28 protein-coding genes, 1 tRNA gene and 1 pseudogene are annotated in these 24,823 nt (G+C 61.7%); 17 read left to right on the top strand and 13 right to left on the bottom strand.

The genetic code is table 11. The annotated features are described in order from the left end of the window. Positions 1–202: 202 nt before the first annotated feature. Positions 203–604 (bottom strand): DUF4399 domain-containing protein, encoded by a 402-nt coding sequence (locus AB6809_RS16065; RefSeq protein WP_029970006.1) that lies wholly within the window; start codon positions 602–604, stop codon positions 203–205. A 217-nt stretch (positions 605–821) separates the two neighbouring features. Between AB6809_RS16065 and AB6809_RS16060 the strand changes: the two genes are divergently transcribed. The 3 genes from AB6809_RS16060 to AB6809_RS16050 all read left to right on the top strand — a co-directional run bounded on the left by AB6809_RS16060 (position 822) and on the right by AB6809_RS16050 (position 1,639). Beyond that, positions 822–1,013, top strand: coding sequence for a rubredoxin (locus AB6809_RS16060; protein WP_029970007.1), 192 nt, complete (start codon positions 822–824; stop codon positions 1,011–1,013). A gap of 140 nt (positions 1,014–1,153) precedes the next feature. Beyond that, positions 1,154–1,228, top strand: a tRNA-Arg gene (locus AB6809_RS16055). A gap of 138 nt (positions 1,229–1,366) precedes the next feature. After that, positions 1,367–1,639 carry a hypothetical protein gene (locus tag AB6809_RS16050; protein WP_029970008.1) on the top strand — a complete coding sequence of 91 codons (273 nt, stop codon included), beginning with the start codon at positions 1,367–1,369 and terminating at the stop codon, positions 1,637–1,639. A 465-nt stretch (positions 1,640–2,104) separates the two neighbouring features. Here AB6809_RS16050 and AB6809_RS16045 read toward each other — a convergent pair whose 3' ends face one another. The 3 genes from AB6809_RS16045 to AB6809_RS16035 form a co-directional block, all read right to left on the bottom strand. Further along, entirely contained in the window at positions 2,105–2,809 is a 705-nt protein-coding gene (locus AB6809_RS16045) for a glutathione binding-like protein (RefSeq protein WP_006048402.1), read from the bottom strand. Positions 2,810–3,033: 224 nt separating this feature from the next. Next, positions 3,034–3,255, bottom strand: a complete 222-nt coding sequence (locus tag AB6809_RS16040) for a hypothetical protein (RefSeq protein ID WP_029970009.1) — start codon at positions 3,253–3,255, stop codon at positions 3,034–3,036. A 155-nt stretch (positions 3,256–3,410) separates the two neighbouring features. Further along, positions 3,411–3,611, bottom strand: a complete 201-nt coding sequence (locus tag AB6809_RS16035) for a CsbD family protein (protein ID WP_006048404.1) — start codon at positions 3,609–3,611, stop codon at positions 3,411–3,413. 202 nt (positions 3,612–3,813) lie between these two features. On the opposite strand from AB6809_RS16035, the gene AB6809_RS16030 reads away from it, so the two are divergent. Continuing rightward, positions 3,814–4,140, top strand: a complete 327-nt coding sequence (locus AB6809_RS16030; RefSeq protein ID WP_006048405.1) for a hypothetical protein — start codon at positions 3,814–3,816, stop codon at positions 4,138–4,140. Between the two features lie 311 nt (positions 4,141–4,451). Beyond that, the gene (gene dcm / locus AB6809_RS16025; RefSeq protein ID WP_029970010.1) at positions 4,452–5,738 is read left to right on the top strand and encodes a DNA (cytosine-5-)-methyltransferase; all 1,287 of its coding nucleotides are present in this window, start codon (positions 4,452–4,454) and stop codon (positions 5,736–5,738) included. A 75-nt stretch (positions 5,739–5,813) separates the two neighbouring features. Here dcm and AB6809_RS16020 read toward each other — a convergent pair. Both AB6809_RS16020 and AB6809_RS16015 read right to left on the bottom strand, forming a co-directional pair. Continuing rightward, positions 5,814–6,510: pseudogene (locus AB6809_RS16020) on the bottom strand (alpha/beta hydrolase). Positions 6,511–6,658: 148 nt separating this feature from the next. Next, positions 6,659–7,585 (bottom strand): LysR substrate-binding domain-containing protein, encoded by a 927-nt coding sequence (locus tag AB6809_RS16015; RefSeq protein ID WP_029970012.1) that lies wholly within the window; start codon positions 7,583–7,585, stop codon positions 6,659–6,661. Positions 7,586–7,750: 165 nt separating this feature from the next. Between AB6809_RS16015 and AB6809_RS16010 the strand changes: the two genes are divergently transcribed. The 6 genes from AB6809_RS16010 (at position 7,751) to AB6809_RS15985 (ending at position 13,567) form a co-directional block, all read left to right on the top strand. Then, positions 7,751–9,073: a hypothetical protein gene (locus AB6809_RS16010; RefSeq protein ID WP_029970013.1), complete on the top strand. Its 1,323-nt coding sequence runs from the start codon at positions 7,751–7,753 to the stop codon at positions 9,071–9,073. Between the two features lie 31 nt (positions 9,074–9,104). After that, the gene (locus tag AB6809_RS16005; protein WP_029970014.1) at positions 9,105–10,025 is read left to right on the top strand and encodes a glutamate/aspartate ABC transporter substrate-binding protein; all 921 of its coding nucleotides are present in this window, start codon (positions 9,105–9,107) and stop codon (positions 10,023–10,025) included. 26 nt (positions 10,026–10,051) lie between these two features. Beyond that, positions 10,052–10,789, top strand: coding sequence for an amino acid ABC transporter permease (locus AB6809_RS16000; RefSeq protein WP_029970015.1), 738 nt, complete (start codon positions 10,052–10,054; stop codon positions 10,787–10,789). 1 nt (position 10,790) lies between these two features. After that, the gene (locus tag AB6809_RS15995) at positions 10,791–11,468 is read left to right on the top strand and encodes an ABC transporter permease subunit (RefSeq protein WP_029970016.1); all 678 of its coding nucleotides are present in this window, start codon (positions 10,791–10,793) and stop codon (positions 11,466–11,468) included. Between the two features lie 46 nt (positions 11,469–11,514). Further along, a complete protein-coding gene (locus AB6809_RS15990; RefSeq protein WP_216649244.1) occupies positions 11,515–12,399 on the top strand; it encodes a LysR family transcriptional regulator in 885 nt (294 codons plus the stop codon). Positions 12,400–12,616: 217 nt separating this feature from the next. Next, complete coding sequence (locus AB6809_RS15985) at positions 12,617–13,567, top strand: LysR family transcriptional regulator (protein WP_006048414.1); 951 nt, start codon at positions 12,617–12,619, stop codon at positions 13,565–13,567. A gap of 71 nt (positions 13,568–13,638) precedes the next feature. Here AB6809_RS15985 and AB6809_RS15980 read toward each other — a convergent pair whose 3' ends face one another. Then, positions 13,639–14,109 (bottom strand): hypothetical protein, encoded by a 471-nt coding sequence (locus AB6809_RS15980; protein WP_310034637.1) that lies wholly within the window; start codon positions 14,107–14,109, stop codon positions 13,639–13,641. Positions 14,110–14,667: 558 nt separating this feature from the next. Between AB6809_RS15980 and AB6809_RS15975 the strand changes: the two genes are divergently transcribed. From AB6809_RS15975 to AB6809_RS15955, 5 genes are all read left to right on the top strand, one after another. Beyond that, positions 14,668–14,937, top strand: coding sequence for a hypothetical protein (locus AB6809_RS15975; RefSeq protein WP_006048416.1), 270 nt, complete (start codon positions 14,668–14,670; stop codon positions 14,935–14,937). Positions 14,938–15,032: 95 nt separating this feature from the next. After that, positions 15,033–15,419, top strand: a complete 387-nt coding sequence (locus AB6809_RS15970; RefSeq protein WP_006048417.1) for a hypothetical protein — start codon at positions 15,033–15,035, stop codon at positions 15,417–15,419. 250 nt (positions 15,420–15,669) lie between these two features. Next, entirely contained in the window at positions 15,670–16,116 is a 447-nt protein-coding gene (locus tag AB6809_RS15965; RefSeq protein WP_006048418.1) for a very short patch repair endonuclease, read from the top strand. A 172-nt stretch (positions 16,117–16,288) separates the two neighbouring features. After that, positions 16,289–16,792 carry a YbhB/YbcL family Raf kinase inhibitor-like protein gene (locus AB6809_RS15960; RefSeq protein WP_006048419.1) on the top strand — a complete coding sequence of 168 codons (504 nt, stop codon included), beginning with the start codon at positions 16,289–16,291 and terminating at the stop codon, positions 16,790–16,792. A gap of 148 nt (positions 16,793–16,940) precedes the next feature. Continuing rightward, on the top strand, positions 16,941–18,389 hold the full coding sequence (locus tag AB6809_RS15955; protein WP_081653042.1) for an MFS transporter: 1,449 nt from the start codon (positions 16,941–16,943) through the stop codon (positions 18,387–18,389). A 170-nt stretch (positions 18,390–18,559) separates the two neighbouring features. Here AB6809_RS15955 and otsA read toward each other — a convergent pair whose 3' ends face one another. The 6 genes from otsA to AB6809_RS15925 form a co-directional block, all read right to left on the bottom strand. After that, a complete protein-coding gene (otsA, locus tag AB6809_RS15950; RefSeq protein ID WP_029970024.1) occupies positions 18,560–19,993 on the bottom strand; it encodes an alpha,alpha-trehalose-phosphate synthase (UDP-forming) in 1,434 nt (477 codons plus the stop codon). Between the two features lie 226 nt (positions 19,994–20,219). Beyond that, a complete protein-coding gene (locus tag AB6809_RS15945) occupies positions 20,220–20,483 on the bottom strand; it encodes a hypothetical protein (protein ID WP_029970025.1) in 264 nt (87 codons plus the stop codon). A 153-nt stretch (positions 20,484–20,636) separates the two neighbouring features. Beyond that, positions 20,637–20,852 carry a hypothetical protein gene (locus AB6809_RS15940; RefSeq protein WP_006048424.1) on the bottom strand — a complete coding sequence of 72 codons (216 nt, stop codon included), beginning with the start codon at positions 20,850–20,852 and terminating at the stop codon, positions 20,637–20,639. 130 nt (positions 20,853–20,982) lie between these two features. After that, positions 20,983–22,383, bottom strand: a complete 1,401-nt coding sequence (locus AB6809_RS15935) for a sigma-54 dependent transcriptional regulator (RefSeq protein WP_006048425.1) — start codon at positions 22,381–22,383, stop codon at positions 20,983–20,985. Positions 22,384–22,682: 299 nt separating this feature from the next. Further along, positions 22,683–22,964 carry a hypothetical protein gene (locus tag AB6809_RS15930; RefSeq protein WP_029970026.1) on the bottom strand — a complete coding sequence of 94 codons (282 nt, stop codon included), beginning with the start codon at positions 22,962–22,964 and terminating at the stop codon, positions 22,683–22,685. A 102-nt stretch (positions 22,965–23,066) separates the two neighbouring features. After that, the gene (locus AB6809_RS15925; RefSeq protein WP_006048427.1) at positions 23,067–23,384 is read right to left on the bottom strand and encodes a YqjD family protein; all 318 of its coding nucleotides are present in this window, start codon (positions 23,382–23,384) and stop codon (positions 23,067–23,069) included. A gap of 314 nt (positions 23,385–23,698) precedes the next feature. Here AB6809_RS15925 and AB6809_RS15920 point away from each other — a divergent pair, with 314 nt between their 5' ends. Beyond that, a complete protein-coding gene (locus AB6809_RS15920; RefSeq protein ID WP_006048428.1) occupies positions 23,699–24,757 on the top strand; it encodes a sigma-54-dependent Fis family transcriptional regulator in 1,059 nt (352 codons plus the stop codon). The last annotated feature ends 66 nt before the right edge of the window (positions 24,758–24,823 follow it).

The following is a 24,823-nucleotide window of genomic DNA, read 5'->3' as shown; positions in this document are numbered from 1 at the left end:
TCATTGTACCGGGCGCGCGAGCGGGTGCCTGTATGCAGGAAGATATAGGACGAACGCGCCGCGTCGCGATGCCTGGCGTCGACGGTCGGCTCGGGTGGCTTGCGTCGGCTCTTATCTCCTTGCGAGCGTGCGAACGCGCGCATGAAGCGGCTGCCGGGCGATGCCGACGCGCGCCCGGCCATTTGCGATCCGGCGGCGCGCGCTATTTCACATGCACGGTGATGGTCTTGCTGAGTCCGGGACCATAAGAGCGATGTGCGCCGTCGCCGAATTGCAGCGTCAGTGTATGGTCGCCCGGCGGCAGTGTCAGGTCCGTTTCCGTCTGACCCTTGCCGAAGTGCAGCGATTTGTCGTTGGCGGGAATCACCTCGCCTTTCGGCAGCGGCTTGCCATCCACCAGCAGATGATGATGGCCCGTGCCGTCCGTCATCGTGCCGGCCGGGGCGATCTTCATGCCGTCGACGGCGAATACCACGTGGACGGGATTGCTGACGGTCGCGCCGTCCGTCGGCTGCACGAAGGACACGCTTGCCGCCTGCGCCGCGCCGGACGCCGCCAGCAATCCAGCCAGTGCCGCGCCGGTCAACCATCTGGTTTTGAACATCGTTTTCTCCTTGTTAGAAACGTGAGCCACGCACGATGCGCAGCGCCGCTGCGAGTCAGCAGCATACACGCGGTGCGTGACGGAGCTGGTGCGTGCCTGCATCAGATCCGATTGCCGATGCCGTTGACGAATTCCGGTAATATTGCGGCTCTCCGCGGATGCCCGAAAAAGGGGCAGACTGCGCGGGATCATTGCATTGAAGAGAGAAGAGTACGTCGTGAGCGAAGTAACGGAAGTGACTGAGTACAAGAGCTGGGTTTGCCTGATTTGCGGCTGGATCTATAACGAAGAAGAAGGTTTGCCCGAAGAAGGCATCGCCCCCGGCACCCGCTTTGCCGCGATTCCCGAGGACTGGCGCTGCCCGCTGTGCGACGTCGGCAAGGCGGAGTTCGCGGTGGTGGAGTTTTGAGGTTGGGCGTGACGTCGTTTCGGACGGTTTTGCTATACTCTTGCCCTCGCTTGCATGGCTGAAAACGCAAGCGCTTGCGGCGTCATTTCGGCGCGGCAATCACAGATCAGGGGTCCGGTCCGCCCCGTTGTAGCTATCCGCTCCCTGTAGTTCAATGGATAGAACAAGTGCCTCCTAAGCGCTAGATGCAGGTTCGATTCCTGCCAGGGGGACCAACTACCCTTCCAGTATTTGCGTCGCCGCGTTCGCCTTCGGTCGCACTGTGCCGGCGAACCTCCGGCACGATCCAGGGATGTTGCCCCAGCGCGCTGTTGGTTGCACAATTGCAGCCCACGGGGATGACGACAATGAAAATGAAGACCGCCTTGGCAGCGTTGACCATGCTTGCCGCGTGCACCACCATATCCGACGTTACGCCGGCCGGCAACGGTCGCTACATCGTCACTACGCAGGTTCGCGGCGGCATGACGCCGTGGGGCGAAGTAAAGGCATCGAGCCTCAAACGCGCCGACGAATATTGCCGCCAGCAGGGTCAGCAGATGCATCAGGTCGATATGCAGACGCATGGCGTCCGCGGATGGACACCGCAGGAAGCGGAACTAACGTTTTCCTGCACGTCTAGCTAACGTCGTTTGTGATCGGATGGACCGTGACCAAACATGGGCATCGCTGCGCCACTCACCGCTCACCTGGCTGACGATCCGGATGAACTTCGGCGGATCAACCTCTGACCGACGCGCAACTCACTCGTTATCGAATCTGAGCGTCTTCGAATGTAACCGTCGACATTCGCAGTATGTCGCTCAAGGCATTCATTACGAAGTGAGACCTGGTCTTGTCCGCAACGTCCTGGGGCGCCTTACGGGGTAGAACACCTGCCCGGTAAAGCGCTTCCAACTCCTCCCAATTGACTTCATCAATCGCAGGTCCGCTCGGCAAAGCATTGCTGCCGTTTGATCCCAGACAGTCCGCCGCTTTTCCTGCCAACTCTGCTATCGCACGGGTCTTGGCCAGTCCAAGCGCCTCGCCGCGGAGAATCCTGGCATCGACCAAAAACCGCGGCCCGCAGCGCAGCGCCCGCCCGCTCCCCGCTAACCCCGCTTCGGACTATCCAGCCCGCGAACCACCGCCGGCCGAGCGACGAACGCGGCCAGCGCGCGCTGAACGTTGGGAAAGTCCTGAATCGCGACGAGCTCGCCGGCTTCATAGAAACCGATCAGATTGCGCACCCACGGAAACGTCGCAATATCGGCAATCGAGTACTGATCGCCGAGAATCCACTCGCGTCCCTCCAGACGCTGCTCCAGCACGCCGAGCAAGCGCTTCGATTCGGCGACGTAGCGATCGCGCGGACGCTTGTCCTCGTACTCCTTGCCCGCGAATTTGTGGAAGAAGCCGAGCTGGCCGAACATCGGACCGATGCCGCCCATCTGGAACATGACCCACTGAATGGCCTCGTAACGGCCGGCGGCGTCCTGCGGAATCAACTGCCCGGTCTTGTCCGCGAGATAGATCAGGATCGCGCCCGATTCGAAGAGCGGCAGCGGCTTGCCGTCCGGCCCGTTCGGATCGATGATCGCCGGAATCTTGTTGTTCGGGTTGAGCGACATGAACTCGGGCGTCAACTGATCGTTGGTGTCGAAGCGCACCAGATGCGGCTCATACGGCAAGCCGGTTTCCTCGAGCATGATCGACACTTTCACGCCGTTGGGCGTCGGCAGCGAATAGAGCTGCAGGCGCTCGGGATGCGCGGCGGGCCATTTCTTCGTGATCGGGAATGCGGACAGATCTGTCATGTGATGGTGTAGCCCTGTGCGGGAATGGCGGATGAAAACGGTATCGGGACGATCGACAGAGCCAGTTCGGCGGCATGGCGGCACGGCCGGCGCTGATACGGCGCCCAGCACGCAATGCGTAATGCGCGGCCTCAATGCATCGTCCCGATCCGGCGACGGCCAAATATAAACCGAGTCGGCGCAACGTGTGCGGAAGCCGGCAGGCCCCCGACGTCAGCCGACGCTCACCACAAATCTTTCGTCGCGCTGCCCGCGCGCACGTTATAGCCCTCGCGCCACAACGCGGCGCCCACCGTCACCAGCAGCGACCTGTGCCCGGCGTCGAGCTGCTCCCACGTCGACGCGACCCAGGCCGCGAAATTCGCGCAGGTTTCCTCGAGGTCGACGGGCGCTTTGCCCTCCAGATACTGGCGTTCGAACATCGAAAGGACTTTTTCCGGTGTCATTGGCGCGGCCTCCGTGTTGGATGCATTCAGTCTAAAGGCGACGCAGCCTGCGCGGCGCGCTCTGCGCGCCAAAGCCGGGTTACTCCCAGGCCGGATCTGCGCTGCAAAGAGAAAAGGCGCCGAGGCGCCCTTTCGTCAAACCGCATCACACGGGATTACGGGTTGTTGCGCTTGGCTTCGTCCCTGGCGTCCTTGGCGTCTTCCTTCGCGTCGCCGTAGCTCTGCTGAACCTTGCCCGCGCCCTGCTGGAGATCGCCCTTGAGTTCCTTGCCGGGGTTATCGGTTGCCTTGCCCACGGCTTCGTTGATCTTGCCCTTCACCTGTTCGCCTACCCCTTTTACCTGGTCCTTGTTCATCTTCGACTCCGGTTGAAAGCAATGCCGACGCGATATTGCGCCAGTAACCGGATCGAGCAACGGCCATGCCCGCCATTCTTCGGACCGAAACGGCCACGCATAAGCGGGCGAAATGCCCGCGCGCCGCCAACCGCAGGAATATTTTTCGCGGAAGCCCTAAAGTTTCCCTTCAGCCGGCCGTAATAGCGGCCATGGAGGAGCCATGGACCGCACACCCATCAACCTGTCGGCATCGTCGAAAGCCGCGCTGATCGACGGCGACATCACGCACATCGCGCGTGTCATGCGACTGTCGCTGCAAGGCGACCTCGCCGGACCGATCCTGGCGCCGGCCTACTGGCGCGAGCGCCTCTACAAGCTGCTCGATACGGGCAGCCTCACGCACCCGCAGCTCTGCGCAGTCGACAGCCTCCTGCTCCAACTCGACCAGTTCGAGGCCGAGCCGCCCGTCCCGTGGGACGAACTCGCGCCCGCGACCGCGGCGCTCTTTCCGCCGACGCACGAATCCGGCGCGGGGCACCCCGTCTAGCCGCCGCTTCATCGCGCTTGCCTCACGCGGCCCGGCCTAGCGCAGCCGGCCTGACGCGGCCCGCCGCGCGAACGACGGCGATGCGCCGTCGCCGACGACCTTCTCGCCCTAAAAAAACGGCCGCGAACCATGCCGCGGCCTGAACACGTCGCAACGCAGGGACTTCGCGTCACGCTGCTAGCGTACACATCCAACCGTGACAAGCGCATTTCGCCGCCGACGTTCCGGCGCGCCACATCGCGCCCCAAAATTCCTGGACAGGCGGTTATCGAACGGTCAAAATGTCCGCCAAAATTCCCAGCGAAAAACACATGACACGCGACATGACCCTGGCGACGAGCCACGACCTGCTCACTCAAGCGTTGCAGGTCTATAGCCAGGCCGAAATCGCGGCACGCTGCGGAAAAAACGTTCGAACCATTCGCCGCTGGAAGACCGATCAGAGTTGCCCGCGGATTGCGCAAGCGGCGTTGCGTGAAATGCTGCGAACGAAATCACGCAGCGGGCTCGCGCAAGGCGCGCCGGCTTTTCGCTTCATCGATCTCTTTGCCGGCATCGGCGGGATTCGGCGCGGCTTTGAAGCACATGGCGGTCAGTGCGTCTTCACGAGCGAATGGAACGAGTTCTCGAAGAAGACGTATCAGCAGAATCATCGCGACGCCGACGACTCGCATCAGTTCGTCGGCGACATCGTTTCGTTCGCGGAAGACGAGATTCCGCCGCACGACGTGCTGCTCGCCGGCTTTCCATGCCAGCCGTTCAGCATCGCGGGCGTGAGCAAGAAGAATTCGCTCGGCCGCCCGCATGGTTTCGAATGCACGACGCAAGGCACGCTCTTCTATGACGTCGCACGCATTATCGATGCAAAACGTCCGGCCGCGTTCGTGCTCGAGAACGTCAAGAACCTCATGTCGCACGATAAGGGCAATACGTTTCGAACGATTCTCGAAGTATTGCGCGACGAGTTGAAATACGACGTGCACTATAAGGTCATCGACGGGCAGCATTTCACGCCGCAGCATCGCGAGCGAATCGTGATTATCGGGTTTCGTTCGGACACCGAATTTTCTTTCGACGACCTGCGCTTGCCCGCAATCGGGCCGCGCCTCGCGTCGATCCTGCACAAGACCGACGGCAGCGAGCCGCTGTTGCCGCACGACGGCGAGCGTTTCTTCGATCACGTTCAGCGCAAGGTTCAGCCGAAGTACACGTTGACGCCGAATCTGTGGGCGTACTTGCAGGCCTACGCCGACAAACATCGCGCCGCTGGCAACGGGTTCGGCTTCGGGTTGGTCACACCGCAAAGCGTCACACGCACGCTGTCGGCGCGTTACCACAAGGACGGCTCCGAGATTCTTCTCGCGCAAGGCCAGGGCGAACGGCCGCGCCGCTTGACGCCGCGCGAGTGCGCCCGTCTGATGGGCTTTCCCGACGACTTCGTGATTCCCGTGAGCGACACCCAGGCGTATCGTCAGTTCGGCAACAGCGTGGTGGTGCCGGTCATGCAGGAAGTGGCGCGCATCATGGCGCCGCATATCGGTGCGCTGCTCGGGCAAGACGTTCAAGCGAAGCGCGCAAAAGTAGCACTGCGCGCATAGTCGCTTGCACACACGCGGTCCTGTCGCGTAGTCGGCGTGGACAGAACCGCGTGGCCGCAAGACTCGTCCGTAAACTCAGCTTGTCGGCTGCGTCGCGGCCTCGTGAATCAGCGCCGCGACCTCCGTGGGCCGCGACGCGAGCGACGCGTGACTAGCCGCAAGCGTCACGATCTTTCTTGCGTTGAGCCGCGCGGACATCATCTTCTGGTTCTCCGGATGAATCATTCGGTCTTCGCTGGAAATCTGATACCACGATGGTTTCCGCGCCCATGCCGCCGAAGTGATTGGGTCTCCGAACGTTCCCGCTAATGGCGCCTTCTGCGTGACGGCCATGACAAGCGCCTCATCGGCGCTCAGGTCCTGACAGAAGCTTTGACGGAATTTCTCCGGCTTGATCCACAGGTAACCGTCGCTGTCCGGCTCGAGATTGGCGGGCCGCCTCTGGCGGACGCTGCTGCGTGATGCCGCCCGGACTCTCCCCCGTATCCGGCGCGAACGCCGCGATATACACGAGCCCCGTCACGTTCGGATGATTGCCCGCCTGCGTGATGACCGCGCCTCCATACGAATGACCGACCAACAAGACCGGTCCGCCGATCTGGGCGATCATCTTGCTGGTTCGTTCGACGTCGTCAGCAAGCGAGGTCAGCGGCAATTCAACGGCGCGAATCGATTCGTGACCTTGACGCGCAAGCTCGACGATGACTTTGCTCCAATGGGCGGCTCCTCCCCAAAAACCGTGGACCAGCAAGATCGCAGGCTGATTGCTCATGACAGCACTCCTGTTGTTCGATTCGTAATGGCTCTGCGCTCACCACGGCATTGATCGTCTCCGAAGTTTGCACGCGACGTGTCAACCGCTGTCGCAAAGACAGCGGTGAAAACATCATAGGTCCAATGAAACGGAACAACGAGAAAGTTTATCGGCGTGCGGAGACGTCGAGCGCGGACCCGGCGATCGTGTCCAGATGCGCGCGCAGAACATCGATGAAATGCCGGCTCAATAGCGATGGCGCAGTGTGCGCGGGCATCGCCATGCGCACCGGCACATCGATCGTCGGCTCGAACGGTTTCACCAGCAACTGACCGGCATAGGTGCTCGCCACATACGGATTGACGATTGCCACGCCAATGCCCGCGCTCACGAGCGCACAGATGGTGATGGACGACGTGGTCTGGATCGCAAAGTCGACCGGCATATCGTGCGCAGCCAGCACCGCCTTGATCGCGATGGTCAGGTCGTCCATCTCTCCAAGCGAGAGCAAGGGCTCGCCGCGCAGCGCCTCCACATGAACCGTGGACTGATCTTTCAACCGATGACCAGGCGGCAGCACGCATACGGCCGGCACCGTCTTGATGATCTCGGTCTCGAAGTCGAGTTCGTCGAGCTTGCCGGTAGTCAGTATCAGATCGAACAGATCCTGACGCAGCAGATCGATCAATTGCGGCGTAGCGGCCGTCTGCAAGTTCAGATACGTTTGCGGAAAACGCGAGCGGAACTCGCGGATGACCTGCGGCAAAAGGCCGCTGCCGAGCGTCGGCGTGCAGCCGATATGCAGTGCGCCCGTACCCGAATTGCGCAGAATCGAGACCACGGACTCGATGTTCTCCAGACCGTTGAAATGCTTCTGCACCGTCTTGTACAGCAGTTGTCCTTCGCTTGTCGGTCTCAACCTGCCGTGGTGCATCTCGAACAGTTTCAGGCCCGAAGAGCTTTGCAGTTCAGCGAGGCGGCGACTGACGGACGGCTGAGTCGTATTGAGCGCCGCAGCGGCGCCGGTCGTCGTACCCATCTGCATGACGGCGCGGAACGCCTGAATCTGCTGGAAGTTCAATGGCCGCGTCATGTAGAGGAAATCCAATCGACTAGGACGGCTGACTATACCAAACGCGAATAGCCGTACCGCAAAAATGAATTGTCCGGCGTCGCCGAGCGGCGATATTCTTCTGCCACTCTTCGTGCCGGCAGGAACCGTCGGCGCTTTGCCTGCACTCTTTAGCCCTGGCCGCTCATGATCGCCTCGCCGCTTTGCATTGCCGACCGCCCTGGCCACCGCGCACGAACCCTTCGGCGCACCTGTCCTATCCAGCGGCTACGCGGCGGCGAGCGGCATCATTTCTTCGGCTATTACAACAAGAGCGCGTGGGATCGCACGGGCCGCTATCTGCTCGGCAACGAGGTCGCAATGATGGATGCGCCGCTTACGCCGGACTTGCGGGCCAACGTCGGGTACTTCGACCTTAAGGATCGCGAACTTTTTCATGCGATCGACACAACCACCGCATGGAACTGGCAAATGGGCTGCCAGTTGCAATGGCTCGACGGCGAGCCCGGCCACAAGTTCATTTACAACATACGTACCGACGATACGTCGGCGCGCTGCCCAGGTTTCGGCGCGATTGTTTTCGACATCGACAGCGGGAAAAAGACGGCGCTTTCAATGCCCGTTTATGTATGCGCACCCGATAGCCGCTATGCGCTTTGCGTCGATTACCGGCGCCTCTATGTGACGCACGAAACGATAGGCTACGCGGAGCATGGCGGCCCATTCACGTTAGAGCTGGCGCCCGCAGACGACGGCATCCATCGCCTCGATCTCGCAACCGGCGAGACTGCATTGATTGTCAGCTATGACGACTTGCGCGAGTTCCACCCGGTTGCGTCGATGGAGCGCGCGATCCACTGGGTAAGCCACATCGAGATCAATCCTGCGTCGTCGCGCATGCTGTTTTTGCACCGCTGGACAGAGCGCACCGCCGACGAAACGTGCTTCCTGCACCGGCTGATTACGATGAACGCCGACGGCTCCGGCATGCGCCTGCTCGAATGCTCGGACCATCCGCTGCCGCAACTGGCGGATGATTTCGATCCGTCCGCAGTCGGCACGTTCGACTACGAGAAGTCCGAATACCAGATCTCGCACCCGTTGTGGCAAGACGATGCGCACGTCGTCGCATGGAGCCCGCACGCCGGCAGCATTCACTATCATCTGTATGAAGACGCCGACGACGGCCAGGTGGAAGTGATCGGCCGCGACCTGCTGACCGAGAACGGGCATATGAGCTTTTCGCCGGTCGACACGCGCTGGCTGTTATCCGACACCTATCCTGATTCGCGGACCAACACACGCATTCTGTTTATCTACGACATGCGTGAAGGCGTGCGCTATGAGATCGGCGAATTCCATGCACCGCCGGAGCTGAAAAAAGAAAACCGCTGCGACTTGCACCCGCGCTGGAATCGCGACGGTCTCGCCGTGTGCATCGATTCCGTTCACGAGGGTGAACGCCAGATGTATGTGATCGACGTTTCGCAGATTACCGGCGCACGCTGAAGCAAAGATAATGAAGACCGTGGAGACAACGATGAAACGAGAGTACTTCGCCCGCGCCATCGTCACCGTTGCAATTGCAACATCGAGCGCGCTTCAGCTTCATGGCGTGAAGGCGGCGGAACCCGCGCTCACGGGCACGCTTCTGAAAGTAAGCGAAGACAAAGTGATTACCATTGGCTACCGCGATGCGTCGGTTCCGTTCTCCTACTACGACGCGAATCAAAAGCCGATCGGCTACTCGATCGACGTCGCGAATCTGATTATCGAGCGCATCAGAAAAGATCTGAAACTTCCGGACCTGAAGGTCCGCACTATTCCGATCACTTCGCAGAACCGCATGTCGCTGCTTCAGAACGGCACGATCGACTTCGAATGCACGAGCACGACGAACAACGCCGAGCGCGCGCGGCAAGTGTCCTTTTCAAACAGCTTCTTCATTATCGGCACGCGTCTGCTCGTCAACACGAAGTCGGGCATCAAGGACTTCGACGATCTGAAAGACAAAACCGTCGTGGTCGGCGCGGGCACTACTTCGGAAAAGATCCTGCGCAAGATGAATGCCGAGAAGTCGATGAACATGGACATCATCAGCGCGAAAGACCATGCCGAATCGTTTCTCATGCTGACCACGGGCCGCGCGAAAGCCATGATGATGGACGACGCGTTGCTCGCCGGCGAACGCGCCAAAACGCGCAATCCCAATGACTATGAAATTGTCGGCACGCCGCAGAGCTACGAGGCGTACGGCTGCATGCTGCGCAAGAACGACGCGCCGATGAAAGCCATCATGGACGCCGCGATCGCCGACGCCCAGAAGTCCGGCCTGGCCGCGAAGATGTACACGCGCTGGTTCGAGCAGCCCATTCCGCCAAAGCAACTCAATCTCGGTGTACCGCTGTCGCCGCGAATGAAGACTCTGTTCGCCAACCCCGGCGACAAGCCGACATCGTGAGCCGCGTCGCAGGCTAGAGGTATTCAATGGATTACAGATGGCACTGGGGCGTGCTGCTGCAGCCGGTCGCGACCGGCGAGCCCGCCACTTATCTGGACTGGCTCTTCTCCGGACTCGTGAATACCGTCGAATTGACCTTGCTTGCCTTCTCGCTTGCACTTGCAATGGGCACCGTATTCGGCGTCATGCGCACCTTGCCGAACCGCGCGGCAAATGCGGCGAGTGCGGCCTATGTTTCAATCTTTCGCGGCGTACCGCTGATCGTGCAGTTCTTCATCTGGTTCTTCGTCGTGCCAGAAGTACTGCCCACCGCTGCGGGCGACTGGTTCAAGAGCCTGCCCTCTCATCCGCAGTTTCTGATTGCGTCGGTTGTATCGCTCGGCGTGTACACGGGTTCGCGAATCTGTGAGCAAGTGCGCGCGGGCATACAGGCGCGACCCGTGGGACAGTTCCATGCGGCGTTCGCACTCGGGCTCACGCGAGCCCAGGCCTATCGCCATGTTCTGCTGCCTGTCGCGTTTCGCACGATACTCGGCCCGCTGACATCCGAGTTCCTGATCATATCCAAGAACTCTGCTGTGGCTTCCACGATCGGTTTGCTGGAACTTTCGGGCCAAGCGCGGCAACTGGTGGACTACACCGCGCAGCCGTATGAATCGTTTATCTGCGTGACGCTTGCCTATATGGCACTCAACTTCGCGATTCTGCGCGGCATGCGCTGGATTCGCCGGCGCACTGCGCTGCACGGAATGATCGGGAGTTGATATGTTCGAGATGGACTGGCAAGCGCTCATCGACTCGAGAGACGTGTTGCTCTCAGGCATGCAGGTCACGTTGCAGATTACCGTTGTCGCGATTCTCGTCGGTCTCGCCTGGGGCACGGTACTCGCGATATTCAGTTTGTCGGCGAATCGCGCACTGCGGCTCTTTACGCAAACCTATGTAGCGCTATTCCGATCAATTCCGCTCGTCATGCTGTTGTTGTGGTTCTACCTGATCGTGCCGCAACTGCTGAAGGCGCTCTTCAATCTTCCGTCCACGGTCGACTTGCGGCTCGTTTCTGCACTGACTGCTTATTCGTTACTCGAGGCGGCGTTCTTCTGCGAAATCATTCGCGCGGGCATCGCCGGCTTGCCGAGCGGACAGCTTCAGGCGGGATACGCACTCGGCATGACATCCATGCAGACGCTGCGTTATGTGATTCTGCCGCAGGCGTTTCGCGCGATGGTGCCGCTTGCGCTTACACAGTGCATCGTCATCTTCCAGGACACGTCGCTCGTCTATGTGATCGCGCTGGGCGATTTCTTCAGGCGCCTGACGGCAATCGGCGAACGCGACGGCACCATCGTCCCCGTGCTCATCGTTGCGGGCGTGGCTTACTGGGCGATCACCACGATGATGATCGCGATCACTCATTGCGTTCGGACGAGGCTCGCAAAATGATTGCATTGAAAGACGTTTCTAAACGGCATGGACACGCGCCATCACGATGAGTACCAGCCACGACACGCAATTGCGCATGTTCGTCGCCGTCGCGAAGTTCCATTCGCTGCGCGCGGCGGCTGAAGCGGTCGGCATCACGCAGCCGGCCTTGAGCCGGCATATTCAGTCGCTCGAATCGAAACTCGGCCACGCGCTATTCAGGCGGCATGGTCGCGGAATGCAACTGACGTCGGATGGCGAAGCGTTGTTTCGGGCGGTAGAGCCGCTTCTCGACGCGCTGGACCAGTCGGTTTCGCACGCCACCGCGCATGGGCCCGGCTGGGGACTGTCGCTGCGCATTGCCACAGTGGACACACTGGTTGGACACTTCGTACCGAGCCTCGGCCGCGAACTCTTGCGAATCTATCCGCAGACGCGTCTCTCTTTGCAATGCAGCACTTCCAGTAGCGTCGTTGAAATGGTTTTGCGCGGCACGGCCGATCTCGGCCTGGCTTATTCCACCGAGTTGAGCACGACCGACCTTCAAAGCGTCGAGCTTCACGAAGAACGCCTCGCGCTTTACCACAGCGCGCGGACTGATGTCAGCCGCGAAGCCATGTCGCGTTTGTCGGAGTTGAAGCTGGTGCTGCCGCCTCGTCACTTCGGCGTGCGGCGTTACGTGGAGCGCGTGCTCGGTTGTGCGATACAGCCGTCGATAGAATGCGACTCGCTCGAGTTGTCATTGCGAATGGCGTCGGTTAGCGGAGCGATTGCGCTATTGCCAGAACATGTCCCAGAGGACTTAATGGCATCCTGTGAGTTAAATCGCATAATTCTCGCGGACATTCCCGCTCGACGGCTGGTCGCTTTCTGGCGCGCTCAAACCAGAAGATGTGTGGTACTCGAGACGGCCATTGAAATCGCCAGGCGAACCCGAGCCAGCGAACGATAACTGCACGTTAATCCAGAATTATTTCTGGGACGATGGCGCCGTGCATTCGCCACGGTCATAATCGCAAAGGCGTTGCGCAGCATCAACGCAAACTTCAAATACCTCCTGACCCGTTACACAACAAAGGGCACTGCGAAAGGGCACTGCCAACAAATCGCCTGAATCGTCAAACAGTTTTGACAATTAGTCATGCATACCTTCAAACGGTGAGGACCCGATGAAGAACCATCAACTTCGCGCGCTCGTCGCCATTGCAGACGCCGGCAGCGTTCGCGGCGCAGCCAGGGCATTGGGATTGTCGCCCTCCGCCATCACGCAGGCGCTGAAAGATCTCGAAGACCGCGTCAACGCGCCTTTGATCGTGCGCGCATCGTCAGGGGCGACGTTGACGGAATGCGGCAATACGCTGCTCCCTCATGCAAGACTTATCGTGTCGCAAGTAGAGCGCGCGCATGGCGCTTTGAATGAGATGCGCGGCGAGCCGTGCGGAAAACTGTCGCTCGCGATCACGCCGTGGATAGCTTTATGTTTTCTTCCCGAGATATTCATTCAGTTCCGCAAGCTGATGCCGAATGTGCAACTCGAGATGTTCGAAGGCCTCATGTCGATCGCCTATCCGCGTTTGCGCGATGGCAGCGTCGAAGTATTCGTGGGCCAGCAGGCTCCCGATACGGTCAACACGGAATTCAATTTCCGCCCGCTCTTGTCGTGCGGCCTGACCGTGGTCGCGCGGCGTGGACATCCACTCGCGCAGTCCCGCTCTCTTGCGGATCTGATGGATGCCGATTGGCTGGTGTGCCTCGACTCGGATATGGAGTGCCGGCTCTCGAAGAAAATGTTCTATCGCAATGGCTTGCCGGAACCGCGTAACGTTCACTACATGCATTCATTGATGGTGGCCGCATCGGTACTGCAAAGAACCGACGCGGTGAGTATCTTCCCGTGGCCACTCGCGGAACTCTGTGTGACGCGCTTCAAGTTCTGCGCGTTCCCGCTGAGAGAAGAACTCGAAGATACATCCATCGGAATCGTTTCGCGCCTTGGCCATCCTCAAAGCGCGGCGGCAAATTGCCTTATCGACATACTTCTGGAAACCATCCGCGATAGCGACAACACAGGGAGCGTAGAAGCAAAGCGGGTTCTGCAATCGACTGAGCGGCTGTTCTAATTCGCGCCATTGTCCTGCAACGCCGGCGGCTGTACTCGGCTTTACACTTCACCGCCGGCTCATCATAACGATTAACGAATCGGCTTGCCGTCGCGTGTGATGAGAACCGCCGTCTCAGCGCTATATGTCGCGTGCACGCTGTCGCCTACCGCGATCTTGTCGAGCGGTACGTTCGGGGCAATTTGCAGCGGCATGCTGCGCGAGGGTCCGCGCAATACGACCTGGCGATTCTTGCGGTCGATGCTTTGCACGGTCGCGACCACGTCGACCTTGCGCAGCTTCACGGCCATGCTGTGCGATATGGGCCTCGCGGATTCTTCTTCGACTCGCGAGCGCACGCCCTTGGCCGCCACCTTTTCCGCCGACAACAACAGCGCGCTTTTGTATTGGACCTGTATCTCGTCGCCGACCTTGAGCAGCCTGATGTCGGCCACCTCGGGATCGACCTCCATCACTACTATCTCGCCGTGCGATCCCTGCACGGTGATACGGTTCATCTGCGCGTCGATATTGACGATACGGCTGGTGAGCCAGGCTACCATTTGCGCACCCGGTGCGCTTGCCGGTGCAGGTGTCCGATCGTCTTGCGCGCGACTTGCTGCCGGATAGCCCAGCAATAATGCCGCGGCAAAGGCGAGGTTTAACATACTCGACGATTGCGCTGTAAGTGCACGCATAACTTGCTCCGATTTCAATTTCATAGTGAGTAGGTGTGGTGGGCAGTCCTCGACAACATCAGCGCTTTAATTAACCGGTCGCCTGTTGACTGCCAGCAGCGAACGTATCGCGAGCCCATGCACGCTGTGAAGCAACATAATGCTGAACGCGTTAATCGCTTCCGAACGGCACCGCAAGGAGCCGGGCGCTCCATTCCGCATACGCACGCGCGTCGCCGCAACAGATCCATATCGCTTTCAATGAACCGCGTTCGCTTTTGCTTTACGCGTACGCCATTCCGCTTCTTCCGCCGACGGTTCGCTTGCATTAACTTTCCAACACGTTGCAGCGAGTAACGAACCCCGAGCCGCCACTTACCAAGGTCTGAGTGGTGGACTTTCGCGGCCGCTAAGGCGGCCGCCTTTTTTTCAGCAGGAGCGCCCATGAAGAAAATCGTTTCCACTCTGTTGTTCTGCATGATTAGCGCGGCGTCGACATCCTGGGCACAAACCCCGGCGAATAAAACATCGCCGGGTACAAGCGATCAGATCGTGCAGATGCACGAGCGCATTTCCGCGGCTAATCACGTATATGACGGCAAAGTGGCCGCCGCCAAGCGCGTGTATATGCGGCAGAAAGCGGCCGCAGCGAAAGAGCGCGACGCCGCCGTCGCCGCTGCTCGCGACGGTGTTCCCGCAGACGCCGCTCAATAGGCGGTCTTATTGGCGCGGCCGGAGAACGCGCGTTCCGGCACGCGATGTAAAGACGATCCAGCACTGCTAACGCAGCAAGAAGAGAGGCGTCGACTATGAACCGGGATAACGAGGCAACAGATAGACACGCAAAGGACACACATGCAAAAGAGGAGGCAGCAAAACGCAGAAGACTGACTGCGTCGAGTCTCGACGCCATCATGACACCAGGCGTGCGCTATACCTGCGTTGCGCTCGCGAATCAGTTGAATAGCAGCACTCGGCAAATCAAGGCTTCGCTGAGTCAGCTCGTCGACGCCGGCACGGTCCGCCATATACAGGAGGCCCGCACCGGGATTTACTGGGTGCCGACAAGCGACGAGAGGAAGAGCTTCGAGCAAAGACGCATGGCGCGCAGAGTGCTCCTCGGCCATACGCTCGAAGGTTATGACGCGGGTCTGCACAGCTTGCAAAGCCTGTGCATGCTGGTACGTCGATCCTGACGACGCGACCGCTTTTCTCCAATACGCGCGCGGTGCAAGCGATTTTGCGTAAACTGCCGGGTGCCGGCATACGCCGGCTTGCCTGCGCGCGGTTTCAATCGAATCCCGGCGTCGCCCGAAGTGGCGCGCATCGTGCTCTTGCGTAGGCAACGCTGCTTATCGCACCGCTTCAGGAGCCATCGCATGAATCGATACCAGTGCCTTTCCTGCACGCCGACTTGTTCGGGCTGCGCAAACTCGCCGCGCTAGCATGGTCGATATCGTCGACAGCGCCACGCGTAGCCGCATGATGTCCGGCATTCGCGGCCGCAATACGAAGCCCGAAGTGCTGATCCGCAGCCTGCTGCATCGGCAGGGCTTTCGCTTTCGCCTGAATGCGCGCGACTTGCCGGGGCGCCCCGACATCGTGCTGCCTCGCTACCGCGCCGTCGTGCTCGTGCATGGCTGCTTCTGGCATGGTCACGACTGCCCTCTTTTCAAATGGCCGCAGACGCGCCCCGAGTTCTGGCGCGAGAAGATCGGCCGTAACCGCGCGAACGACGACAAGGTGCGCGCCGCGCTGCTCGCGGCCGGCTGGCGCGTCGGCGTCGTGTGGGAATGCGCGTTGCGCGGCGCGAATCGCGACATCGAGGGCGTGCTGACGCGTCTCGTCGAATGGCTGAAGAGCGACGCGCCGAGCTTCGAAGAACGCGCCTGAAAGCGCCCTTGCCCACCGCCTGCTACGCGCGGTTTGGCGAGCGAACCGAAAGCCCTCGGTGATACACTCGACTGGCTAACCCGAAGCGACTTAAGCCCGCCGACTTTCACGCCGGCACGGCACTCACGGTGCTCGCTTCGGCCATCAAACCCGCCAGCAAGGGAGGCACACAATGGCTGATTTCCGTCTGTGGTCCGACGATTTTCCCAATAGCGGCTTCATGCCGAAGGCGCACGAATACGACGACAAGGCATTCGGCGTCGACGGCGAAAACATCTCGCCCGCGCTGCAATGGGAAGGCGCGCCGGCCGACACGCAAAGCTTCGCGCTCACCGTGCACGATCCCGACGCGCCAACGGGCAGCGGCTTCTGGCACTGGGTCGTGGTCAACATTCCCGCGGACGCACGCTCGTTGCCGCGCAACGCCGGCAAGGCCGACGGCTCGCTGCTGCCGCAAGGCGCGCTGCAGGTGCGCAACGATTACGGCACGGTCGGCTTCGGCGGTGCCGCGCCGCCGCGCGGCGACAGAACGCATCGCTATATTTTCCGGCTGCATGCGCTGAAGGTGCCGCATCTGCCCATCACCGCGGAGACCACCAACGCGGTCGCGCGCTTCATGACTCATCTGAACGAGATCGACTCGACGACGCACACCGGGCTCTACGAGCTCAAATAGCGGCGAGCTGCGGAGGATGCCGCGACGCACGCCATCATATTGAGCGGCGCGGCATCGGCGCAGCGCGCGCGAACCTTTCGCGAAAGCAGCCATAAGTCGCGACCCGCCGCGCTTTCGTGCGGAACGCTGAAGGCAACTCGAACAACCGATGCACGCACAACCATCCCGCAACGGCGGGACCCTACCGCCGGATGCCGCGGACACGCTCGCTCCTGACAGCGCGCGGCCGTCCAATAACGAACCCGGTCTGCCCACGCCGCAACGCTATTGGGCGATGCTCGTCATCGCTCTTGCGCTGACGCTTGCGGTGCTCGACAGCGCGATTGCCAATGTCGCGCTGCCCACCATCGCGCGGAACTTGCAGGCGAGCGCGGCCGGCTCCATCTGGATCGTCAACGCGTATCAACTCGCCATCACCATTTCTCTGCTGCCCCTCGCGTCGCTTGGCGACCGCATCGGCTATCGGCGCATCTATCTGGCCGGGCTGATTCTGTTTACGGTGGCGTCGTTCGGTTGCGCGCTCTCGACCTCGCTGCCGACGCTCGCGATTGCTCGCGTCGTGCAGGGCTTCGGCGCGGCGGGCGTCATGAGCGTGAACACGGCGCTCGTGCGCATGATCTATCCGCCGACGCAACTCGGACGCGGCGTCTCGATCAACGCGATGGTGGTTGCAGTGTCCTCCGCAGTCGGACCCACGGTCGCTTCCGGCGTGCTCGCGGTCGCTCCGTGGCCGTGGCTGTTTGCGATCAACGTGCCGATCGGCATTGCGGCAATTATCGGCGGCTTCAAGGCGCTGCCGATGAACCGCGGCCACGATTCCCCGTACGACCTGTTGAGCGCGGTGATGAACGCGTTCGTATTCGGCCTGCTGATTTTCGCCGTCGACGGACTCGGCCACGGCGAACGGCTCGGCTATGTCGTCGTGGAACTGATCGGCGCGGTGGTGATCGGCTACTTCTTCGTGCGCCGTCAGTTGAGCCGCCCCGCGCCGCTGCTGCCGATCGATTTGCTGAGGATTCCGATCTTCGCGCTGTCGATCGGCACGTCGGTGTGTTCGTTCTGCGCGCAGATGCTCGCGTTCGTGTCGCTGCCGTTCATGTTGCAGGACATGCTCGGTTTCTCGCAGGTCGACACCGGTCTGCTGATGACGCCGTGGCCCGCGATCATCATCGTCGCCGCGCCGATTGCCGGCGTGCTGTCGGACAAGGTCTCGTCGGGCTGGCTCGGCGGCGTGGGGCTCGCCGCGATGACGGTCGGCCTGCTCCTGCTCGCGACGCTCGGCCCGCATCCGGACGCCTGGCAGATCGCGTGGCGCATGGCGTTGTGCGGCGCGGGCTTCGGCATCTTCCAGTCGCCGAATAACCGCACGATGCTGTCGTCCGCGCCACGCGAACGCAGCGGCGGCGCAAGCGGCATGCTCGGTACTGCGCGCCTGACCGGTCAGACGCTCGGCGCGGCGCTCGTCGCGCTGATCTTCGGCGTCGCGCCGCACAGCGGGCCGGTCATCGCGCTTTATGTTGCCGCGGGTTTTTCCGCCGTGGCCGCCGTGGTCAGCACAATGCGCGTGATGCAGCGGGTCAATACGCGCGCCGCGTAACGACGCCACGCATCCAACAAACGACGCAGATGCAAAAAGGGCGCGCATCGCATGATGTGCGCCCTTTCTCTACCCTGCTCCAACGCGTCCTTCCAGGCTCTCACTTCGACGTGATCAGCTTCGCGCGGCTTCTAACAAACGCAAAGAAACCGCGCAGCCGCCCACAACTCCTAGGACGACGACGACGCCGTCACGTCAGCGAGCTTTACCGCTTTGGCCGTCACCGAAGACGCGGTCGCCACGTTACGCAGATCCGCCAGGAACGTATCGCGCCACACGGACAGGTTGTTCTCGCGCATCGGCGCCATCATGTCGGCGTGACGCGCCTGCCGCTCGGCAAGCGGCATCGACAGCGCGCGTTCGAGCGCCTCGGCCATCTGCGAGAGATCGAACGGATTGACGACGAGCGCGCCCGGCAATTGTTCGGCCGCGCCCGCGAACTGCGACAGCACGAGCACGCCAGGATCGGCCGGGTCCTGCGACGCGACGTATTCCTTCGCGACGAGATTCATGCCGTCGCGCAGCGGCGTCACATAGCCGACCTGCGATTGACGGAACAGCGCCATCAGAAGATTGCGCTCGTATTTGCGGTTCAGGTACTGGATCGGCGTCCAGTCGAGCTGCGCGAAGCGTCCGTTGATGCGGCCGGCCTCGCCTTCCAGCGTCTGACGAATCCGCTGATATGTTTGCACGTCGGAGCGCGTCGGCGGCGCGATCTGCACCAGCGACACGCGCCCGTGCCATCCCGGCGCATTCAGCAGCAGACGTTCGAACGCCTGAAAGCGCTCGACGAGCCCCTTCGAATAATCGAGGCGATCGACGCTCATGATCAGCTTGCGTCCGCGCATGCCGTCGCGCAGGCTGCGCACCGGCTTTCGGTCGGTGAACTGCTCGGCGGCCTTCGCGATCGCATCGGGATAGATGCCGATTGGATACGCAGCGACCTTCAGGAAGCGGTTATACGCGTGGACCATGCCGTCTTCGCTCGAGGTGCCGTGATGACCGCGCTCGATGAAATCGACAAACGACTGGCGATCCGCCTCCGTCTGGAAGCCGATTACGTCGTAGCTGCACATTGCCTTGACGAGTTCCTCGTGCGGCGGAATCGTGCGCAGCACCTCGGGAACCGGAAACGGAATATGCAGGAAGAAGCCGATCGGATTCTTCACGCCGAGATCGCGCAGGCAGCGCGCGAACGGCAGCAGATGATAGTCGTGAACCCAGATGATGTCGTCGGGCCGCAGCAGTTCCTTCAACTGCTTCGCGAGCGTCGCATTGACGCGCTGATAACCCGCGTATTCCTGCCGATCGTAGCGCGAGAGGTCGTTGCGATAGTGGAACGTGGGCCACAGCGTCGCATTCGAAAAACCGCGGTAGTACTGGTCGTAGTCGCGCTTGGTCAGGCCGACCGTCGCATACGTGACGTTGCCCTGCTTCTCGATTACCGGCGCCGACGGTTCGCTCACCGTCTCGCCGCTCCAGCCGAACCAGACTCCGCCGGTTTCCTTCAACGCGTCCAGCACGCCGATCGCCAGGCCACCCGCTGCGGGCCGGCCCTCCTGGGTCGGCGCGACACGATTCGATACCACGATCAGTCTGCTCATTGGTGCTCCACCTAGTTCAGTTGTTTCGTTGCATGCGGACATGTGCGGCAAGATTGCACGCAAGTCGCGTGCCGTTTCGGTGCAAATGGGAAATAAAAATGTGTGCAAATGTGACAAACGAGCACAAACCCGCGCCGCCATGATGCGGCGAAGGAGTTTCTTCCGTTTCGTCACATGAAAGTGGAAACGTCTTGCTCGGGCTGGAAGCTCGGGCTGCCGAGCAGTCTTATGCGTCCTGCTCAGAGCCCAGGTCGCGCTGGTAGTCGAGGCCTTCCTGACGCACGCCGCCCTGGTTGTATTCCCCGTCAGGTGGGGCGTCGGGGGCGACGCGATTCTGCGCGGACGGATCGTGGTGCGGCGCGGACGAGGCCGCAGCGGCCGCGGCGGCCGGAACGGGTCCGGACGAAGCCGGCGGTGGAGCGCTCTTGTCCGCAGAACGGCTGTCGCGCTTGGAATGGCGCGCGGAACGCCGCAGCGCTGGATGTCTCATGATCGATGCCTCCGGGCAAAGCCGCGCCGCCTGGCAGCGGCGGCATCAACACAGTCTAGGAGCGACGACATTGAATTGCCGGTAAATCATGCGTCGCATTTGTAACATGTACACAAATTTGCTGCGCCCGCCAAGGCGCGAACGGCAAGGAATTCAGAGTTGCAGAGAGATTGGCGGACGCCGACTGGCCTGCGGAGTCTGCGTGGGCTGCGGAGGCGGGTCGCCAATCGGCGGCTCGACGGGTTCGATCGGTTCAGGATCCGGATTTGGCACCGTATCCGGCTCGCCCGGACTCGGCGGCTCGATCGGCTCCGGTCGATGCGCGTGCTGGCGAAGCGGCAGCGCGGGAGCGGCAGCGTAGTGCGGCATGTCAGTGGTCCTCGCTATGCATTTGTGTTGAATGCAGCAAGGGCTGTGCCGTTGAAGCGGCGCTCCCGACGGGAAGCGGCGGGTGGAAGCGGCGCGTGGACTTTACGCGCCGGACTTTAAGCGCAGGACGTTAAGCGTCCGCGCCGCCGAGCGCACGCGATTCGTCGGCGGCATCGCCGTCTTCGCGCGCGTCGTTGCCGTATTCCACGAGGCGGTTGTACAGCGTCTTCAAGCTGATGCCGAGAATTTCCGCGGCGCGCGTCTTCACGCCGCCGCACTGCTCGAGCGTGGCCAGAATCAACTGACGGTCGGCTTCGGCGAGCGACGTGCCGAACGGAATCGTGATCGCCGTGCCCGCAGCCGGCTTCGACAACGTGATCTGCAACGGCACGGTCGCGGTGCTGTCCGAGTCCGTGCCCGACATGATGTGCGCGCGCTGCACGTAGTTCTTCAGCTCGCGCACATTGCCCGGCCACGGATACGACAGCAGCATCTCCTTCACCGCGGGCGGGAAATGCTTCTTCGTGCCGTGCCGCTCGTTGAGTTCCTCCAGGAACGCTTGCGCGAGCAGTTCGACGTCCTTGCCGCGATCGCGCAGCGGCGGCAGGCTGATCGGAAACACGTTCAACCGATGGTAGAGGTCGAGCCGCAGCTTTCCTTCCAGCACCGCCTGCTCCGGATCGCGGTTGGTCGCGGCGATCAGGCGCACGTCGGTTTCGATTTCCTTCGTCGTGCCGACCCGCATAAACATGCCGGTTTCGAGCACGCGCAGCAGCTTGACCTGCAATTCGATCGGCATTTCGGTGATTTCGTCGAGGAACAGCGTGCCGCCGTTCGCGCGCTCGAAATACCCCTTGTGCTGACGATCCGCGCCCGTGAACGAGCCGCGCTCGTGGCCGAACATTTCCGACTCGATCAGATTCGGCGAAATCGCGCCGCAATTCACTGCGAGAAACGCATGCTTGCGACGCAGGCTGAGCTCGTGCAGCGTCTGCGCCGCCACTTCCTTGCCGGTGCCTGATTCGCCGACCAGCATGACCGAAGCCGCCGTCGGCGCGACACGGCCGATCTGGTCGTAGACCTCCTGCATGGCCGGCGAATTGCCGAGCATCAGACCGAAGCGGCCCATGCGGCGCAGTTCGCCGCGCAAGGTGCCGATTTCGGCCTTCAGGTCGCCGGCACGCGGCAGGCGCGACAGAATCGCCTTCACGCGCTGCATGTTGATGGGCTTCACCAGGTAGTCGGTGGCGCCCATTTTCAGCGCGTTCACCGCCGACTCGACCGTGGCGTGGCCGGTAATCACGATCACTTCCACGCCGGAGCGTGGATCGAGATCTTCGAACAGTTCGACCCCGCTGCCGTCCGGCAGCTTGAGATCGGTAAAGACAACGTCCGGCATTTGCCGGACCAGTTGAATGCGCGCTTCGCGCAGATCGCCCGCGGTGGCGGTGGTCAGACCGTCTTCCCCGATGATGGCGGAAAGCGCCTCGCGGGTACTTGCGTCGTCATCGACAATCAGTACATGTGGCATCGCGTCTCGAAAGCCTGCAAGCGTGGGAGGAACAGCATGCGGCGAGCATGCTGAAAAAGCGCCGACGACCTCGCGCGGGTGGCGGGCATACCTGTCTCAAAGTGAGCGTACGCCAACTTCCGACAGCGCTTGGTCACCGATTCCATTCAATATTGCAACAATACACGCATAAATCGCGACGTGATCGGCACTATTGTTCTGTATTTACCTATTATACGGCTTTATAGAGACAATTTAACAGTCCCGGAGACGCGCCGCATGCCCAGCGGATCGGCGGCGGCGCGCGGCGGGAAAGCAGCCTAGCTGCTGTGCGGGAACGGCCAGGCGTCCGGGTGAGCGGAGCCGTTCGGCCCATGCGCGCCCGGACCGGCGGATGCCGGCGAGCCCGTGCCGGACTGCGCGGAGGAAGCGGACGAAGACGCCGCCGACGGCGTGACGACCGCGCCGCCCTCGTCTTCCCAGCGGTTCAACTCGCGCCCGGTGGTGGATTGCGCGGCGCGGCTGCGCTGCACATAACGCACCGCGAGGTAGCCGCCGAGCGCCATCAGCGCACCGAAAATGCCAATTTTGGGTCGAGCCATCATGAACTCCTTGTGGTCGTTTTGTGATCGTTAGATGCAGAGAGGCAGAGAGTGCAAACCGCCGCGCCGCGCAGCCGGCCGCAGCGGACGCCGAACCCGCGCCTAGCGCGCGCTCAGCACGCCCAAGACGAAGCCGACGCCAGCCGCAATCGCGACGGAACTCCACGGGTTCTGCCGCACGTAGCGTTCCGTGTTGACGGTTGCGAAGCGATAGCGCCGCTGCGCGTTTTCCTGTGCGTCGCCGAGCGCGGACTGCAGCGTCTCGACATGGGTGCCGAGCTTCTGGCGCAGCGCGCCGACGCCCTCGCCCGGCACATTGGCGGCAAGCCGCAGCATTTCTTCCGAATCCTTCAGCAGCACCCGCAGATCCTGGACGATCTTCTGGCCGCCGAGTGCGAGCTGTTGCGTCGTGTCTGTCATCTTTCACTCCTCGTCTGGTTCAGCGCCCGCGCGGACTGCGGCGTCCGCGGTGTCCGCGGCCTGAGCGCACGCGTGCCGGGGGCAAGCTGCAATGCATGTGCCCGGTAACTTTGCGGGTTCGCGGGCGCGGCCGGCGCGCGCCACGCGCAGTTTCGACCGACTCGCGGCGATGCGCGGCCGATCGCCTTCACATAGATTGCAGGAAGCGCTGTCAAAGTGGTTAAATCGACCTTTGTGAGATAGAACTTCGGTCGTCTCGTTCCCAGGCCTGCGCGCCGCACCAACGAACTCATTTGCACAGGACTTCCCCGTTTATGGCGTCAATCGATCTGGCCTCGCCCACTGTGTCCGCCGGCGGCAGCGCTTCCGCACAGGCAAAGCAGCGCGTAGCGGACGGCGTCGCGGGACTGAAATCGTACGGCCTGCTGTACGGTTCGTCCCCGGTGATGCTCGACCTGTACGAGCAGATCGAGCGCGTCGCGAGCACCGACGCGACCGCGCTGATCATCGGCGAATCGGGCACCGGCAAGGAGCTGATCGCCCGCACGATTCACGATCAAAGCAGCCGCAGGGAGGCGCCGTTTGTCGCCGTGAATTGCGGCGCGATTCCCGACGAGCTCATCGAGGCCGAACTGTTCGGCCACGAAAAAGGCAGCTTCACCGGCGCGGTCCAAGGGCGCGTCGGCTACTTCGAGCATGCGAACGGCGGCACGCTGTTTCTCGACGAAGTCACCGAAATGGCGCCCGTGCGTCAGGTGAAACTTCTGCGCGCGCTCGAGACCGGCACGTTCTATCGCGTCGGCGGCAACGAGCTGATCAGCGGCAACGTGCGCGTGATCGCCGCGACCAATCGCGACCCGGCCGTCGCGGTCAAGGAAAACGGTCTGCGCGAGGATCTGATGTACCGGCTCGCGGTGTTTCCGTTGCGCGCGCCGCCGCTGCGCGAGCGCGAGAACGACCGCGAACTGCTCGCGCAACACTTTCTTGCGCAGCTCAATCAGCAGGAAGGCACCAGCAAGAGCTTCAGCAAACGCTCGATCGAAACGCTGCGCACGTGGTCGTGGCCAGGCAACGTGCGCGAGCTGAAGAACGCGGTGTACCGCGCGTTCATTCTCGCGGAGAAAACGGTCGAGTTGCCGCACCCGCACCTCGCGTCGAAAGTGAAGCGGCCCGTGACGCAAGGCGACGCGATGAGCGTATGGATCGGCACGCCGCTCGCCGACGCGCAAAAGCAGATCATTCTCGGCACGCTGAAGTACTGCGGCGGCGACAAGCGGCGTGCGGCAAAAGCACTCGGCGTGAGCCTGAAAACGCTCTACAACCGCTTGAGCGCGTATGGCGACGAAAGTACCGACGAAGACACCGAACAGTAGACGCGCTTCAGCAGAAGTTTCCTCATCAAACAGTTCGCACCACCAATCAAACCGGTCTGCAGCGTG

It is taken from the genome of Paraburkholderia sp. RCC_158, from assembly GCF_041355255.1.
Classification (GTDB): Bacteria; Pseudomonadota; Gammaproteobacteria; order Burkholderiales; family Burkholderiaceae; genus Paraburkholderia; species Paraburkholderia graminis.
Note: the sequence above shows the minus strand (reverse complement) of the source record. Positions and strands in the feature narration are given on the sequence as shown.

What these genes read in the sequence shown, in the direction of transcription:
- AB6809_RS16065 (WP_029970006.1), bottom strand. Translation starts at nt 604, where the DNA reads ATGTTCAAAACCAGATGGTTGACCGGCGCGGCACTGGCTGGATTGCTG.
- AB6809_RS16050 (WP_029970008.1), top strand. Translation starts at nt 1,367, where the DNA reads ATGAAGACCGCCTTGGCAGCGTTGACCATGCTTGCCGCGTGCACCACC.
- AB6809_RS16045 (WP_006048402.1), bottom strand. Translation starts at nt 2,809, where the DNA reads ATGACAGATCTGTCCGCATTCCCGATCACGAAGAAATGGCCCGCCGCG.
- AB6809_RS16040 (WP_029970009.1), bottom strand. Translation starts at nt 3,255, where the DNA reads ATGACACCGGAAAAAGTCCTTTCGATGTTCGAACGCCAGTATCTGGAG.
- AB6809_RS16035 (WP_006048404.1), bottom strand. Translation starts at nt 3,611, where the DNA reads ATGAACAAGGACCAGGTAAAAGGGGTAGGCGAACAGGTGAAGGGCAAG.
- AB6809_RS16030 (WP_006048405.1), top strand. Translation starts at nt 3,814, where the DNA reads ATGGACCGCACACCCATCAACCTGTCGGCATCGTCGAAAGCCGCGCTG.
- dcm (WP_029970010.1), top strand. Translation starts at nt 4,452, where the DNA reads ATGACACGCGACATGACCCTGGCGACGAGCCACGACCTGCTCACTCAA.
- AB6809_RS16015 (WP_029970012.1), bottom strand. Translation starts at nt 7,585, where the DNA reads ATGACGCGGCCATTGAACTTCCAGCAGATTCAGGCGTTCCGCGCCGTC.
- AB6809_RS16010 (WP_029970013.1), top strand. Translation starts at nt 7,751, where the DNA reads ATGATCGCCTCGCCGCTTTGCATTGCCGACCGCCCTGGCCACCGCGCA.
- AB6809_RS16005 (WP_029970014.1), top strand. Translation starts at nt 9,105, where the DNA reads ATGAAACGAGAGTACTTCGCCCGCGCCATCGTCACCGTTGCAATTGCA.
- AB6809_RS16000 (WP_029970015.1), top strand. Translation starts at nt 10,052, where the DNA reads ATGGATTACAGATGGCACTGGGGCGTGCTGCTGCAGCCGGTCGCGACC.
- AB6809_RS15995 (WP_029970016.1), top strand. Translation starts at nt 10,791, where the DNA reads ATGTTCGAGATGGACTGGCAAGCGCTCATCGACTCGAGAGACGTGTTG.
- AB6809_RS15990 (WP_216649244.1), top strand. Translation starts at nt 11,515, where the DNA reads ATGAGTACCAGCCACGACACGCAATTGCGCATGTTCGTCGCCGTCGCG.
- AB6809_RS15985 (WP_006048414.1), top strand. Translation starts at nt 12,617, where the DNA reads ATGAAGAACCATCAACTTCGCGCGCTCGTCGCCATTGCAGACGCCGGC.
- AB6809_RS15980 (WP_310034637.1), bottom strand. Translation starts at nt 14,109, where the DNA reads ATGGTAGCCTGGCTCACCAGCCGTATCGTCAATATCGACGCGCAGATG.
- AB6809_RS15975 (WP_006048416.1), top strand. Translation starts at nt 14,668, where the DNA reads ATGAAGAAAATCGTTTCCACTCTGTTGTTCTGCATGATTAGCGCGGCG.
- AB6809_RS15970 (WP_006048417.1), top strand. Translation starts at nt 15,033, where the DNA reads ATGAACCGGGATAACGAGGCAACAGATAGACACGCAAAGGACACACAT.
- AB6809_RS15965 (WP_006048418.1), top strand. Translation starts at nt 15,670, where the DNA reads ATGGTCGATATCGTCGACAGCGCCACGCGTAGCCGCATGATGTCCGGC.
- AB6809_RS15960 (WP_006048419.1), top strand. Translation starts at nt 16,289, where the DNA reads ATGGCTGATTTCCGTCTGTGGTCCGACGATTTTCCCAATAGCGGCTTC.
- AB6809_RS15955 (WP_081653042.1), top strand. Translation starts at nt 16,941, where the DNA reads ATGCACGCACAACCATCCCGCAACGGCGGGACCCTACCGCCGGATGCC.
- otsA (WP_029970024.1), bottom strand. Translation starts at nt 19,993, where the DNA reads ATGAGCAGACTGATCGTGGTATCGAATCGTGTCGCGCCGACCCAGGAG.
- AB6809_RS15945 (WP_029970025.1), bottom strand. Translation starts at nt 20,483, where the DNA reads ATGAGACATCCAGCGCTGCGGCGTTCCGCGCGCCATTCCAAGCGCGAC.
- AB6809_RS15940 (WP_006048424.1), bottom strand. Translation starts at nt 20,852, where the DNA reads ATGCCGCACTACGCTGCCGCTCCCGCGCTGCCGCTTCGCCAGCACGCG.
- AB6809_RS15935 (WP_006048425.1), bottom strand. Translation starts at nt 22,383, where the DNA reads ATGCCACATGTACTGATTGTCGATGACGACGCAAGTACCCGCGAGGCG.
- AB6809_RS15930 (WP_029970026.1), bottom strand. Translation starts at nt 22,964, where the DNA reads ATGGCTCGACCCAAAATTGGCATTTTCGGTGCGCTGATGGCGCTCGGC.
- AB6809_RS15925 (WP_006048427.1), bottom strand. Translation starts at nt 23,384, where the DNA reads ATGACAGACACGACGCAACAGCTCGCACTCGGCGGCCAGAAGATCGTC.
- AB6809_RS15920 (WP_006048428.1), top strand. Translation starts at nt 23,699, where the DNA reads ATGGCGTCAATCGATCTGGCCTCGCCCACTGTGTCCGCCGGCGGCAGC.